Here is a 14,175-nt window from a genome sequence, read left to right as displayed (position 1 = left end):
ATAGTCCGGCTGTAAACTTGACGCCTTTGTGGTGCTGCCAAGTTTACAAAAATGAATAAAATTCTAGATAAATATGGTAACTGAGATGCAAGTCTCTATGTTACCATCAAGTCTACTGGAATCGGGCGTCAGCCGCTCGAGTTTGCATTAATTAAAATAAAAGAGATAAGCCATGTTCTCAGAGCTAAAACCACTTCCAACAGATCCTATTTTAGGCCTGATGGCCGCTTATAAACAGGACACTAACCCAAACAAAATTGACCTTGGTGTAGGTGTTTATAAGGACGAGCAGGGAAACACGCCGGTACTTAGAGCGGTTAAAAAAGCGGAAGCGTTTCGTTTAGAAAACGAAACGACAAAATCTTATATTGGTTTGGCTGGTAACTTAGACTTCTGTCAAAAGATGGAAACACTGTTACTTGGAGAGCATAGTACATTATTGGCAAACCGTGTACGTACGGCGCAAGCACCAGGTGGTACTGGCGCATTGCGTGTTGCTGCCGAATTTATTAAACGTTGCAACACCAATGCAACTGTATGGGTTACGACTCCAACTTGGGCAAACCACATCAGCCTATTTGAAGCAGCTGGTCTAACAGTTAAAGAGTATCCTTACTACGACTACGAAAACAAAGGGTTGTTGTTTGATGAGATGATCAATGCGCTGAAGCAAGTACCTAAAGGTGATGTAGTACTACTTCATGCATGTTGTCATAACCCAAGTGGTATGGACTTAAATCAAGCGCAATGGAAAGTGGTTGCTGAACTTGCGAAAGAGCAAGGCTTTACGCCATTAATTGATATTGCATACCAAGGTTTTGGTACCAGTCTTGAAGAAGATGCACAAGGCCTTAGAACGGTTGCGGATACAGTTGATGAAATGATCATCTGTTCATCTTGCTCTAAGAATTTTGGTTTATACCGCGAGCGTATCGGTGCGTGTTCAATCATTGCAAAAGACAGTGCAACTGCTGATGTTTCAAACTCAGTATTACTTAGCGTTGTTCGTAGTATCTATTCAATGCCACCAGCACACGGTGCTGATATTGTAAATACCATTCTAAGCAGTACTGAACTTACGCAAATGTGGTACGACGAACTTGATGAAATGCGCGGCCGCATCAATGGTCTACGTACGCTGATCAAAGAAAGCCTAGCTGCAAAAGGTGTTGAGCAAGATTTCTCGTTCATCGACCGTCAGCACGGTATGTTCTCTTTCTTGGGTATTAATAAAGAGCAAATTGACAGACTACGCACTGAATATGCTATCTATATGGTAGGCTCTAGCCGCGTTAACGTAGCTGGCGTAAGCAAAGACAATATTGACTACTTTGCTGACGCAGTGGCAAGCGTGATTAAATAATACCACGCTACACAGAACAAAATAAAAAACCGCAGAACATGCGGTTTTTTATTTTCAGCCTAAACCACCCACTGAAGTAAGTGGTTATTATCATTTAGGCTTGCTTAATTTTGGTCACTTTATCTGGATCTGACGCTTTTTCGTTTTCAGATTTGTTTTTGGCATTGGCCTTTGGTGCTACTTTGCCACCTTTTAACACAGACACAAAGTCATCTTTTTGTTTTGCAATCTCAAGCGCTAGGGATTCAACTTGTTGTTCACTCAGCGGCACGTCAACTTTCGTTAGCATGTCTTCCAATGCTTCAGCTACATCTAGCATTTTATCATAAGCATCAGCTTCTTTTTTAGACGTGAAAGTCATACGCTCGACTCCATTTCTTTCAACAACATATTTGATGATAACGGCCATGGTTATTCCCCTAGTCACTGTTTTTTTATACAGTAAATCGAATCGAGTGATTAAGCAAGTTATTTTGAAAATTTTTCAAGTGCTGTTGAGTGAAGGAAAATTAATTAAATTCATTAAAAACAAAAGCTTAATATTTATTCAGATTTTTGAAAGAATGAATGTTTTTTGACAAAGTCAATGTTCCAATCTTTATTTAAAAAGCTTGCTGCAATCACCCATCGAGAGGAATGCAAAAAGCTTTGGATACTTTTCACGCACAAGGAGTGTATATATGTTCAATAAACCCACCATACTTTCTATTTTATTGGCGCTAGGTTTAAGCTGTTCAAGTGTGCTCGCAAAACCTGCGGAGCAAGCAAAATCAGTCTCTCAAACACAGCAGCAAAGTGCTGTACTCGATATTAATTCCGCTGACGCTTCGGCGCTTTCAAGTTTACCAGGGATTGGTATTCGTAAAGCTGAAGCCATCGTAGAGTACCGTAAGAAAATGGGGCGCTTTAAAACAACAACGGAGTTGCTGGAAGTAAAAGGAATTGGGAAAGGAATATTGGCAAAATTGGAGGGGAAAATTAGAGTCTAGTCGTAGTTATTGTGTGCGAGCTTAGCTGCTCGCACACAGGTAGATTGAAGATCAGGGCTTATTCGAGGCGTTAAACTCAGCGATTGCCTGAGCTAACTTGGGTTTGCCAAACTGTATTTCCAGTGGTGTGGTCAGTAGCGGATAAATTAATCCTGCTACCAATAAGACAGGTAATAACAACCAGCCTTCAAATACGACCAATGAGGCAAAAAACGGTGTGAGCAGTAGCAACTTGGCTATTCTTAACACGACCTTTGTTTTTGCATCAAGGTGGCTAAGTGCAAGACGTAAGATCATCTGCTTGTCACGTAATTTAAACGCTCTCAGTTGCTCAATTTGGCTTAACCTAAAATGCATGAATGTGATATCTCAACTTCTTTTGGTAACGTGGAAAAATAAGAAAAGAAAAAATGCAACACTATAAAATGCAAAAATAATTTCCATCCATCCAGGCATAGATAATCCTGCAAAAGACCAAGCTTTTTTGCCGCAGTCACCTGTTGCAGCAAAAAAGCTTGGTAGCCATTCATGAAGTGGCATAAACGCAGGAAAGTTTGGTACAAAGTCACAGGTAAAAGCAAATGGATCCGTTGTGGTTTGCATACTGATATGTTCACGGGCGATAAAATAACCCCAAATGCTGCCTACGCCCCACGAAACAAATGCGAGACTACGCAGTGCGAAAGAGCGAGGAGAAATCATACCGATTAAACCTGCTGCTAATAACCCCAACATAGCAAAACGCTGATAGATGCACATAATACAGGGCTCTAAACCCATACCGTATTGGAAATACAGTGCAACGGCTTCAAAAATAGCAGCGGATAGTGCTAGCAATCCCCAAGATTGCCTAGAGAGATGAAAAGATGAAATCTTCATTATAGAGAAACCCTTTTTGTTTTATTATGCTTTATCTGGCCGCGTTAGAGCAACCTTACTTCGGCGGTGTGCGCTATCTTTGCGACGATTTTTCGACTCTTGTTACCAGCAGAAGTTCGAAAATATCAAAATAGACCACTTGATTAAGTCAATTGAGGTGAGACTGGCATTATCAGCATTTCTATTCTGACGTATTTACTCACTCATTTTTCTCTAGGGCATAAATATGAAAAGTAGCGCGTTCAATGGCGGAGCCATGTAAGATAACGTATTCAATATCGTTGTAAGCCGCGACTGACTGCAAGGGGTTACTATTTAAAAGCAATAGATTAGCCACTTTCCCAGCAGCGATATTTCCGTACTGATTGTCTATCGCAAATGCTTTGGCATTGTTAATGGTTGCAGCAGATAGCAAGCTAACGAGGCCTACTCCGGCTTGATCCATCATCGTTAATTCTTGATAAGTCGATAAGCCAGGTTGCGAGACATAAGTTGGTGCGGGTGGCGTATCTGAGCCAAGCAGCAGGGTTGCGCCATTTTTATATAGATAATTTAGTGCACGTTGCCCTTGAGAGAAAACTTGCTCGAGTTTAGCCACCTTTTGTTGATTACTTATTTTACCCCAGCCTTGACCCATTTCTCGAGAAAACCAGCGACCAGGTTCACTTTGATACCAAGCAATTTGAGACGGAGGTAATACGGTACGATATTCAGACGTGAAGGTGAAAGTGTGATCAGTCACTTTCGCCAGAGCATTCATCACATTTAATGTGGCTTGATATGCTATGTCTTTTTCGATGATGGTATCCAGCACAGCTTTTACATTGGTTGGTAGTTCGCTTTCGCTAGGGGCTGTATTTGGCGCTAACCAGTTCCAAAGTCCATGCGCCATAACGTTGATATTGGCATCTACAGCAAGTTGTTGCATATCAATGGCATTCGCATGTGCCATTACGGGTAACTTAAGTGAGTTTGCGGACTCGATTAATTGTTTGGCAGTTTCTTGGTTAATAAGCGGTATAGCACTGTTTTCTCCAAAGCCATCTTCAAAGTACAATTTGGCACAAGTTGCACCGTCAGATTTCATTCGCGTTAAGGGTTGAGCTCCTTGGTGAGCGTGTGCTTGAGATGGTGTTAGCTCATGAGCAGGATCGCCGTGTTGTGCAGCAAAGTAGGGTTTATGTTGATGTAGCTTAGAGTAACTAAGGCCTTCTGCATTGTAACCTTGGTAAACCGGCATTGCGCCACAAAAGTAGGCGTCGGGTGCGGGACCATTAGCTGTAAATTCGGTCATGCCGGTCGCAGTGTTTGACGGGTCAATAACTTGCGTGACGCCATAGTAAAGATAATTAGCACCTTGCCTTTGTAAAAATGCTGCCTGCATTTGGCGAGCTTTAGGGGAGGTGTTAAGCAATCCCGGCATTGTTTTTAGGTGGACATGGCTATCGGTTAACCCCGGTATGAGATATTGACCATGAGCATCAATGACCTGTGCTGCATCCGGTTTTTGACTTGAGTCAGAGACTTGTATAATTTTGCCATCTTGGATGGCGAGCCAATGATTGGAAATGATATTGACTTGGTGCTTATCAATAGGATTTAAAATGGTAGCATTGTCGATACGAAGGTCTACTGCTGCAAATAATGCATGAGAAGACAGGGCGCAACAGGCCGTAAATATTAATGTTTGTTTTTTCATAGTGAAAACCAGTTAGTGTCGTATTAGATGTCTTCGAGCATAACTGGTGAGGTACTTTGTGTTTTAATTTTCATATAAATTAACTCTGAAATTTTTCTTAATTTAATTAAAACTATAATAATCAATAATATAAGGTGTTCTTGGGTTGAAAAATTTGCTTTTGGGAAATTGGCTTGTTGTGCCTAAATTGAACCAAATTGTGGAGTATCCGACTGGCCGTGAATATACCGTCACCCCAAAAGTAATGAAATTACTGTTGGTGTTGGTCGATGCGAAGGCTGAGCCTCTGAGTATTGATAACCTCGTCGAGTTAGTTTGGCACCCGAAGGTGGTGTCTGACAACTCGGTCTATCAAGCTGTGGCGCAGTTAAGAAAGATTTTGAACACAGATCCGCAATACCAAGAATACATAGAAAGAATATCAGCTCAAGGCTACCGTATTCATCCAAACATTGCGCTTAGAGAGCATAAAGCGGCTGTGATGCCTGTGAGTAAAAAGCGAATTTGGCTGCTTGGTGTCACCATTACGTTGCTCGTTCTCATCGCTTTTTTTGCTTTTTATATTCAAACTGATCAAAAGCACAAGACACAAAACAACCCGTATTTTGATGAGATCACTCTTGCCACACACCTATCCCAAAGTACAGCGGTGGAGGAGTTAGCGCGAGCGAAAACGATTTATCAACAAGTGTTATCTAAACAAAGTGATAATGTCGAGGCACTCAGTGGCTTATGCAATGCCTTTATGGGGCTCAGCGTATATGGCGCGGTGTCAGAGTATGAATCGCTTGCTTTGTGTCGGCCGTTGTTAGAGAAGGCACGGATCTTAGATGATACAAATATTGAAGTTATAACCTCTCTTGCACGCTTTGCGGTGATGGAGAGTGAAATTGAGCAAGCACAGGATTATTTTAAGCGCGGATTTGAGCTCTCAACCAAGCATGCTCGCCTATGGCATTGGTATGGTCGATTTCTTCGGGACCAACACAAAATACCCGATGCAATTGCTGCGCATAAACAAGCGTATCAGTTAGCACCAAACGATGCGGTTATTATCCGAGGATTAGCCTATGCCTATTTGAATTTTAGAGAGTTAGTGCTCGCGCGAAAATATTTTGATCGTAGCGTTGCCGTTGCCCCCCACACCAAAAACAATCCGCTCTATGCGCTAGACTTTTATTCGCTTAACCAGAATAGAGCAAGCCAATATTTGCTGTGGTACCAAAACAATCACATCAGTCATAGTAAATTGTACCCCGCGCAGCAGTTGAGCCACATATTGGTGTTATTGAGTTTAGGGCGCGCAGAAGAAGCTGAGAAGAAATATCAGCAAGCCGCAAATTTAGGTTCAATTTCTACAGCATTTAGACTCTATGTTGAAGCCGGGATCGCATGGCGACAAGGTGATGTCGAAAAGGCCGAAGAACTCTTAAAAAAGCGATACGAGCTAGACTCAAAGGGTAATCATTATGTGATGCCTTATGTTTTGGCTTTGCTTGCACAGCAGAAAGTACAGCCCGCGCTAACGCTTTTTGAACAGCATTTTGCTGATTTCGCGGCGCTTAAATTGCCAGAGGCAGGCAATGTAGGGCAATACCTTACTTATGCCCTGATGCTGAAACGTACTGGTCAAGATAGCCAGCTTAAGCGAGTAACACAGTTGTTGGCACAATACCTTAATCAAGGAAATCAGCTAGATGCAGCTTTATCTCCATATTGGTCCGCACTTAACAATGACGCAGTAGAAACACAACAAGCGCTAACGCAGCTGCTCAACACTGGCTGGTTACCCGACTACAATGATAGTTTTTTTGCCACAGATCTTTATCTCGCTTTGACATCAGACCACGAATTTAAACAAGCATGGCTGAATAAGCTTGAAAGCAGACAGAACGAGCTCTAAAACGTTAGGTTACTCATGCATAAAATTCGCGACGTTCTTTGCTTTCTTCAATTTCCGCAGAGGCACTTGTCACCTACGGCCACGCCCGTTCGCTTGATTAACGATCAAAGCTGGTAGGAGATTGATTAATTTGGTATTAAGATGAAAGTCAAAGAATGAGGTGATTACGGGTATAAAAATAACCCGAACGGCTACGATAAAGTTGTTATGCGAATGAGTAATGTATAGAGAAAATGATGGAATTAGATAGTAGGATTAACTTGTTAGAAAATGGAAATTTATCTCCTCAAGATGCTGAGAAGCAATTCAACGAAATTTTAGTCCCATTGCTAAATAAAGATGGGTATAACATAGCCTTAGCTCCTTTTCGCGGTGATGTTGGTGTGGATTTTATTGCTGAGAAACAACTTTTCAATAACCAAGAGCAAGTAGGAATCGAATATAAGCACTATAAATCTGCTGTAGGTGTCGATGTTGTTCGTCGGTTACTGGGAACGACATTTACTCATAACTTTGATCGTTTGATTTTGGTCACCAAATCTCGTTTTACCAAATCAGCCCTTGAGCTTGCTAATTCAGTTTTACCAGTCAAGCTTGAACTAATTGACTTAGATGCGCTGAGAGCATGGGTTCAGAGAGCCGAAAAAACTGAAGACTATAACTTCGAGCTAGTAAATATTATTCGTTCCAATATTAGCGAGCGGTTAGCGATGCTAATAGCTAAAAATCCTCGATACCTGATGGATATTGAATGGAGAGAGCTTGAGTATGTTATTCAAACGGTGTTTGAAGAGTTAGGGTTCAGCGCTGAACTTACCCCAGGAAGTAAAGATGGCGGTAAAGATTTAGTGCTTACCTGTAGGGTTTCTGGTCAAGACCACACCTATTACATAGAGCTTAAGCACTGGAGATCCCAACAAAAAGTAGGTGGACAAGCAGCTAGAGACTTCCTGAAAGTGATTATTAATGAAGAAGTAAATGGAGGGTTATTTCTTTCTTCGTACGGTTATTGTGAGAATGCGTTTGAAATGTTGACTGAGATTGACAGAAAACATTTAAAGTTTGGTGATCAGAAAAAAATCGTTACTTTATGTACACAGTACGTTAAGTCTAAATCAGGCCTTTGGTCTCCTACCAGCGGTTTATCAGAAGTTTTGTTTGAACAAACTATATAAATTCGCCGAATAAACTGTTGCACAAGGATAAAATAGGGTGGTTTTTCTCCTTCGTTGCTTTTTTAACCCAATGGCTAGCAATGACATTCAGAATTATTCGGTGCACTCCGAAGTTGAAACTGCTTTTTTGGAAAAGTAAAACTTTGAGATATAAACATAAAACAATATGAGTAATCAACAACATTGGCAAAGGAAGTGGAGAGAAGTATTAGGAGAGTCGACTGACTCAATGCCTGATATCAGGGAGGATTATGCTCTTCATTTCGACATATGGAAACTGGATGATGAAAAGCTCGAAGCCTGCTTTTCAATATTTCCAAATGGCAAGCGAATACTTAAAAGAGTGAATGAAGTCAGAAAAGTGTGTCCGCAATCTACAGATACTGATGATGAAACACTCTTAAACAAGCTAAATCAACTCAATGAAAATATAGAGATTGTGCTTCAAGCATTCGGCGATCAAGCACTTATTGAGTTAAATAGAGAAAAGTCTTCCACTAAGAAATGTCGTGTTTATCGAGGCAGTGAAACGCTAAGGTGTGAAGTGTTTAAAAATGCGGATCCACCCACCATACATTTAGATGATGCACTGTCTGAAATTATCAAGAAACACTGTGGTGGAGAAGGTTACGAAGCACTTTTCTTTTTAAGTGAGCCGCTATACCAATTGGCTGGTTGCGATTATACCGTTTCGCATTGGATAGCATGGGCAATGGTAGAAAACGAATACGATACCGATCCGTACTACGAAGCATTTGAGTTATATAAAATGAAAGCAGAGGCTGGATGGTCTGATGAGGAGCAATTTATTTACATTAACAGTTCAGTGTTTACCTAAGGTGAGCCCGTTATGGCCAAGTCTATATCGCCTTAAGTGAGTTCTAAGTCTCACACCGTATCACAATCTCACCTGCATTGGACATGGCTATTTTCAGCTAGCGTGATTTGTAGCTTGTTAGTTGAGCTTCATCTGGTACAATCAGTGGATTAACAAGCACAACCTGCCAATCAAGGCATTGATGTAATAATAAAGTGGTGTGAGATGAGAATTTTCAAAGCCAAGAGCCCAGCTGGATTTGCTGAAGAATATATTGTTGAGTCAATTTGGAACGGCGAATTCCCTCCGGGATCCATTCTACCTGCTGAGCGTGAGCTTTCTGAACTCATTGGTGTAACAAGAACAACACTGCGCGAAGTATTACAAAGGCTAGCTCGTGATGGCTGGTTGACTATCCAACATGGTAAGCCAACCCGAGTAAATAACTTTTGGGAAACGTCAGGGCTTAATATTTTAGAAACCTTAGCGCGTCTCGATGAAGATAAGATGCCTGAGTTGACCGATCAGCTGCTGTCAGCGCGTACCAATATTAGTGCTATCTATACGCGTGCGGCGATAAAATTCAATCCGCAGCGTGTTATCGATATTTTATCTAAGCATGAAGAACTAGAAGACACCGCAGAAGCGTTTGCCGATTATGACTACCAAGTTCACCATGAGCTGGCAGGTGCTGGGCAAAACAAAATTTATGTGCTTATTTTAAATGGCTTCAGAGGTTTATACTCAAAAATTGGGTGCCATTACTTCTCTGATTCAAGAACGCGAGGACTGGCGAGACAGTTCTATGCAGATTTAACCAAACTGGCAGAAAATCAAGAACACGATGGTGCTATTTCATTGATGCGTAAGTATGGTCACCAATCGGGTGAAATTTGGCAGCAGATCCGCGGTGATATGCCCGAAAATATCATGGACTAATGTCCACTGAGTGATAGGCATCTTAAAAGGCTTCTTCGTGAAGCCTTTTTTGATCACCGAATGGCATCTTGAGCGGAGGCATTTTTGTCTCATCGAATTTATAGATTGGTACTATCGGTAAATTCGATTGTTAATTATGGCACTTGCCAAATACACTATGCGCAGTTTTTGGCGGTGAGAATGGCAAAGATACTTTGGTTATGAATTTAGCTAGGGTTGTTTTTTTATAAGCACGCCACAATATTATGAACAAGATATTTTGGTCTCGACACGAGATACCAAATAAGATTGGAAATAAACCTAACTATTGGAGATAAAAATGGGTGTATTAGTAGGCCGCAAGGCACCAGACTTTACAGCAGCAGCAGTACTAGGTAACGGTGAGATCGTAGATAGCTACAACCTGCACGAGCGTATTAAAGGTAAAAAAGCGGTTGTTTTCTTTTACCCACTAGACTTCACTTTTGTTTGTCCTTCAGAGCTAATCGCGTTCGACAAGCGTTACGAAGAGTTCCAAAAGCGTGGTGTTGAAGTGATCGGTGTTTCTATCGATTCTCAATTCTCGCACAACGCATGGCGTAACACTCCAGTAAACGAAGGCGGTATCGGTCAAGTTAAATACGATCTAATCGCTGATGTTAAGCACGAAATCTGTCAAGCATACGACGTTGAGCACCCAGAAGCTGGTGTTGCTTTCCGTGGTTCTTTCCTAATCGATGCTGAAGGTAATGTACGTCACCAAGTAGTTAACGACCTACCACTAGGCCGTAACATCGACGAAATGCTTCGCATGGTTGATGCACTAGCATTCCACGAAGAGCACGGTGAAGTATGTCCAGCAGGTTGGACTGAAGGTAAAGCAGGTATGGATGCAAGCCCTGAAGGTGTTGCTAAGTTCCTATCTGAAAACGAAGGCGCACTATAATTTAGTGTCGACTTTGTGATATCTCGCTGATATCAAAAAAGAAACCCGCCAATTGGCGGGTTTTTTAATGGCTACTGATACCTCAATAGCTTTCTCAGGGTAATACTTTGACTACTCGGCTACCTTGCCTACTTTAGCAAGTGCCATGCTAGTTAAAGTTGATAAACTGACCCAGTGATTTTATCAGTTGAATGCTTAGGTAAGCGGCAAATAAACTGATCACGGGGGTTGCGAGCAGACTCAGAAATTCGAGTTCATTAATCATTAGTCTCTTCCTTTTTTTCTTGCTCGTTGTTATTGGCTGTTTGAAACGCTTTCTCTAAAGACTGTTTGGTCTCAATTTTTATTTCTTCTAGATTCGCTTTGATTGACTCAGTGATAGCTTGCGTTACTTTAGTTTTTACTTCTTGAAGTAATGAAGCATCAATTTCTGCAGCTGTTGTTGTCATGCTTGCTGTAAACAGTAAAGTTGTCATGGTGATTTTCGCTAAAGTAGTCATAATAAGTTTCCTTGTAATTTGTTAGTCGCAATAACTATTACAAAGGTTGTGCCAAAATGAATTTAATTTTTATCTTATTGATTTTTATATATTTTAATTTTTATTTTGCACAGGGGAATTAATGGAGTGGTGAATTTGACCAGTGCGGGATGAGTGAAATGGCTAAGATTTAGTTAAATTTATTAAGGTTGGATTAAGCGAAGTAAGAAAGGATAAAAAACAATGTTTGGGCCGAATTAACGGCCAAAGTTAGGGTCATCAGGTAGGTCAACCAAGATTAATACAGCCCCTTTACCGCCATATTCTAAAGGTGCTTGGTGCATCGCCAGTATATCTGGATGCTGGACAAGATACTGCGGTACTTTATGCTTAAGCACACGCTCACCAATTCCATGAACCACGCACGCACAGGCAATATGCTGCTTCTTACAAGCATGAATTAATGCTGCCAGTTCTTGTTTTACCGTTTCTTTATTTAGCCCGTGTAAATCTAAGATGAGTTCGGGCGCGTAGTCACCACGCCTTAGCTGTTTTGCTAAATAGCGATCAGCACCGGGCTTTACGAAATTGATGGTTCCCGAAGTATCAATATCAGGAATATACTCGTCAGAAAAGTAAAACTCAGATTGCTGCTGCTTGACTTGTTGCTTCAGCTCTATGCTCTGAATTTTTTTCTTTTGTTTGAGCTGCACCTGATCTTGTTTGAGGGGTTTTACACCATTCAAAGACTCACGAAACATCGCGAAATCGTCATTTAGGTCAGCATTAGTGTTAGATTCTCTGTTCATGGTGGCATTTTAAATAAAAAAAGCATAAAAACCTAGCTTAAAAACCGCTACAATAACGCCATATAGTTTGATCTTTAGAGAGTCATCATGACGGAAATGTCGCAACCACTTATTACCGAAGAAATGGCCGTTGAAGCCTTTCAAGACTTACATACCATTCAGGACTGGGTACGCTGGACAGCGAGCCAGTTTGTGAGTAACGAGGTATTTTTTGGTCATGGTACGGATAATCCTTGGGACGAAGCGGTCAGTTTAGTGCTTCCGGTGCTGCATATGCCAATTGATGCCCCCAAAGAAATCATGCATGCGCGCGTGACGCAAAGTGAAAAAGCGCATCTGATGGAGTTTATCAAAGCACGTATCGAGCAGCGCATTCCCGTAGCCTACTTAACCAATCAAGCTTGGTTTGCTGGTATGCCGTTTTATGTTGATGAGCGCGTATTAGTACCACGCTCGCCATTTGCTGAGTTAATCGCAAAACATTTTGCCCCGTGGGTAGCTGCACCGAATAAGGTAACGCGTATTTTAGATATGTGTACGGGTTCTGGTTGTATTGCGATTGCATTGGCCAAAGCATTTGAGCGCGCACAAGTAGACGCAGTAGATATTTCTTTTGAAGCCTTAGAAGTGGCTGATCACAATATCAATCAGCATATGATGCAAGACAGAGTCTTTGCTATCCAATCTGATGTATTTAGTGGTGTACCGGGTCAAAAGTACGATTTAATCGTAGCAAATCCTCCTTATGTTGATGCAGAAGATATGTCAGATCTGCCAGAGGAGTTCCATCATGAGCCTGAGCTTGGTTTGGCGTCAGGAGAAGATGGTCTTGATGTGACCCGCACATTACTGGCGGAAGCGGCCGCTCATCTAAATGATGATGGTTTGTTATTTGTCGAAGTTGGCAATTCTATGGTACATATGGAGCAGCAATTTCCTGAAGCGCCATTTACTTGGTTAGACTTTGAGCATGGTGGTTTAGGGGTCTTTGTCGTATCCAAACAACAATTATTGGAATACTTTAAAAACTGATAGGGAGCCAATGCTCTCTATCGTCTATTTAGGAATGAGGAAAAACGATGGCAGGCAATAGCATTGGCCAATTATTTAAGGTGTCGACCTTTGGTGAAAGCCATGGCGCCGCGCTTGGTGGCGTGGTGGATGGTGTACCACCAGGGCTTGAGATCACTGAAGCTGATTTACAAATCGATTTAGATAGACGTAAACCAGGTCAAAGCCGCTACACAACACAGCGCCGAGAAGGCGATGAGATAAAAATTCTCTCGGGTGTGTTTGAAGGCAAGACCACAGGTACGAGCATTGGATTGTTGATCGAAAATACCGATCAACGTTCAAAAGATTACTCAAACATCAAAGACTTGTTCCGTCCGGGTCACGGCGACTATACCTATTGGCACAAATACGGACATAGAGATTATCGTGGTGGTGGCAGGTCTTCGGCACGTGAGACAGCCATTCGCGTTGCAGCAGGTGCGATCGCGAAAAAATATCTCAAGCAAGTCCATGGCATCGAAATCAATGCTTGTCTTTCTCAATTAGGCCCGATTAAAGCCCAGTGCTATGATTGGTCAGCGGTTGAAAACAATCCATTTTTCTTTCCCGATGAATCTAAGCTAGAAGCGCTAGATGACTATATGCGTACGCTGAAAAAAGAAGGTGATTCAGTCGGCGCGAAAGTGAAAGTCGTGGCGAAAAATGTGCCTGTTGGCTTAGGTGAACCAGTGTTTGATCGTTTGGACGCCGAAATAGCACACTCCTTGATGAGTATTAATGCCGTAAAAGGCGTAGAGATTGGTGATGGCTTTGATGTGGTTGAGCAAAAGGGCTCTGAGCATAGAGATGAGCTAACGCCACAGGGTTTTACCTCTAACCATGCAGGCGGCGTTTTAGCGGGTATTTCTACAGGGCAAGATATTATCGCATCAATTGCGCTAAAACCGACATCAAGTATCTCGGTACCGGGGCAGAGTATTGATACTCACAACCAACCGCAAGAAGTTGTGACGAAGGGACGCCATGACCCTTGTGTTGGTATTCGTGCCATTCCAATCGCAGAAGCCATGTTGGCTATTACGCTCATGGATCACTTATTACGTCACCGAGGTCAAAACCAAGACGTAAATTTGCCGCACAAGCCAATTCCTGGTCATATCTAGCCAGTAGCGAGTAAGCTAATT

The 14,175-nt window shown here is 41.9% G+C and carries 15 protein-coding genes; 9 read left to right on the top strand and 6 right to left on the bottom strand.

What is annotated here, in order from left to right:
- Positions 1-172: 172 nt before the first annotated feature.
- A complete protein-coding gene (locus JJQ94_RS17825; RefSeq protein WP_010371103.1) occupies positions 173-1,363 on the top strand; it encodes an amino acid aminotransferase in 1,191 nt (396 codons plus the stop codon).
- Positions 1,364-1,457: 94 nt separating this feature from the next.
- Here JJQ94_RS17825 and JJQ94_RS17820 read toward each other — a convergent pair whose 3' ends face one another.
- Positions 1,458-1,772, bottom strand: coding sequence for a YebG family protein (locus tag JJQ94_RS17820; RefSeq protein WP_039497042.1), 315 nt, complete (start codon positions 1,770-1,772; stop codon positions 1,458-1,460).
- Positions 1,773-2,043: 271 nt separating this feature from the next.
- Between JJQ94_RS17820 and JJQ94_RS17815 the strand changes: the two genes are divergently transcribed.
- Positions 2,044-2,352, top strand: coding sequence for a ComEA family DNA-binding protein (locus JJQ94_RS17815; protein ID WP_010371108.1), 309 nt, complete (start codon positions 2,044-2,046; stop codon positions 2,350-2,352).
- Positions 2,353-2,403: 51 nt separating this feature from the next.
- Here the strand turns inward: JJQ94_RS17815 and JJQ94_RS17810 are convergent, their stop codons facing one another.
- The 3 genes from JJQ94_RS17810 to JJQ94_RS17800 all read right to left on the bottom strand — a co-directional run bounded on the left by JJQ94_RS17810 (position 2,404) and on the right by JJQ94_RS17800 (position 4,930).
- On the bottom strand, positions 2,404-2,709 hold the full coding sequence (locus JJQ94_RS17810; RefSeq protein ID WP_017216140.1) for a hypothetical protein: 306 nt from the start codon (positions 2,707-2,709) through the stop codon (positions 2,404-2,406).
- A gap of 12 nt (positions 2,710-2,721) precedes the next feature.
- A complete protein-coding gene (dsbB, locus tag JJQ94_RS17805) occupies positions 2,722-3,231 on the bottom strand; it encodes a disulfide bond formation protein DsbB (protein WP_099029334.1) in 510 nt (169 codons plus the stop codon).
- Between the two features lie 199 nt (positions 3,232-3,430).
- Positions 3,431-4,930 carry an amidohydrolase family protein gene (locus JJQ94_RS17800; RefSeq protein ID WP_099029333.1) on the bottom strand — a complete coding sequence of 500 codons (1,500 nt, stop codon included), beginning with the start codon at positions 4,928-4,930 and terminating at the stop codon, positions 3,431-3,433.
- A gap of 145 nt (positions 4,931-5,075) precedes the next feature.
- On the opposite strand from JJQ94_RS17800, the gene JJQ94_RS17795 reads away from it, so the two are divergent.
- The 5 genes from JJQ94_RS17795 (at position 5,076) to JJQ94_RS17775 (ending at position 10,689) form a co-directional block, all read left to right on the top strand.
- Positions 5,076-6,833 carry a winged helix-turn-helix domain-containing protein gene (locus tag JJQ94_RS17795; RefSeq protein WP_099029332.1) on the top strand — a complete coding sequence of 586 codons (1,758 nt, stop codon included), beginning with the start codon at positions 5,076-5,078 and terminating at the stop codon, positions 6,831-6,833.
- 233 nt (positions 6,834-7,066) lie between these two features.
- Positions 7,067-8,008, top strand: a complete 942-nt coding sequence (locus JJQ94_RS17790; RefSeq protein WP_236596509.1) for a restriction endonuclease — start codon at positions 7,067-7,069, stop codon at positions 8,006-8,008.
- A 166-nt stretch (positions 8,009-8,174) separates the two neighbouring features.
- Positions 8,175-8,846 (top strand): hypothetical protein, encoded by a 672-nt coding sequence (locus JJQ94_RS17785; RefSeq protein WP_236596508.1) that lies wholly within the window; start codon positions 8,175-8,177, stop codon positions 8,844-8,846.
- 204 nt (positions 8,847-9,050) lie between these two features.
- Positions 9,051-9,764 (top strand): fatty acid metabolism transcriptional regulator FadR, encoded by a 714-nt coding sequence (gene fadR / locus JJQ94_RS17780; protein WP_010371123.1) that lies wholly within the window; start codon positions 9,051-9,053, stop codon positions 9,762-9,764.
- A gap of 319 nt (positions 9,765-10,083) precedes the next feature.
- Entirely contained in the window at positions 10,084-10,689 is a 606-nt protein-coding gene (locus tag JJQ94_RS17775; protein ID WP_010371125.1) for a peroxiredoxin, read from the top strand.
- Between the two features lie 257 nt (positions 10,690-10,946).
- Here the strand turns inward: JJQ94_RS17775 and JJQ94_RS17770 are convergent, their stop codons facing one another.
- The gene (locus JJQ94_RS17770; protein ID WP_099029329.1) at positions 10,947-11,189 is read right to left on the bottom strand and encodes a hypothetical protein; all 243 of its coding nucleotides are present in this window, start codon (positions 11,187-11,189) and stop codon (positions 10,947-10,949) included.
- A gap of 236 nt (positions 11,190-11,425) precedes the next feature.
- Positions 11,426-11,977, bottom strand: coding sequence for an endonuclease SmrB (gene smrB, locus JJQ94_RS17765; RefSeq protein WP_010371129.1), 552 nt, complete (start codon positions 11,975-11,977; stop codon positions 11,426-11,428).
- A gap of 96 nt (positions 11,978-12,073) precedes the next feature.
- Here smrB and prmB point away from each other — a divergent pair, with 96 nt between their 5' ends.
- Together prmB and aroC are read left to right on the top strand one after the other, a co-directional pair.
- Positions 12,074-13,009, top strand: a complete 936-nt coding sequence (prmB, locus tag JJQ94_RS17760; RefSeq protein WP_141557600.1) for a 50S ribosomal protein L3 N(5)-glutamine methyltransferase — start codon at positions 12,074-12,076, stop codon at positions 13,007-13,009.
- A gap of 47 nt (positions 13,010-13,056) precedes the next feature.
- Positions 13,057-14,154, top strand: a complete 1,098-nt coding sequence (aroC, locus tag JJQ94_RS17755; protein WP_099029327.1) for a chorismate synthase — start codon at positions 13,057-13,059, stop codon at positions 14,152-14,154.
- The last annotated feature ends 21 nt before the right edge of the window (positions 14,155-14,175 follow it).

This window comes from Pseudoalteromonas sp. GCY (genome assembly GCF_016695175.1).
Lineage (GTDB): Bacteria > Pseudomonadota > Gammaproteobacteria > Enterobacterales > Alteromonadaceae > Pseudoalteromonas.
This window is presented reverse-complemented; position numbering and strand designations above follow the sequence as displayed.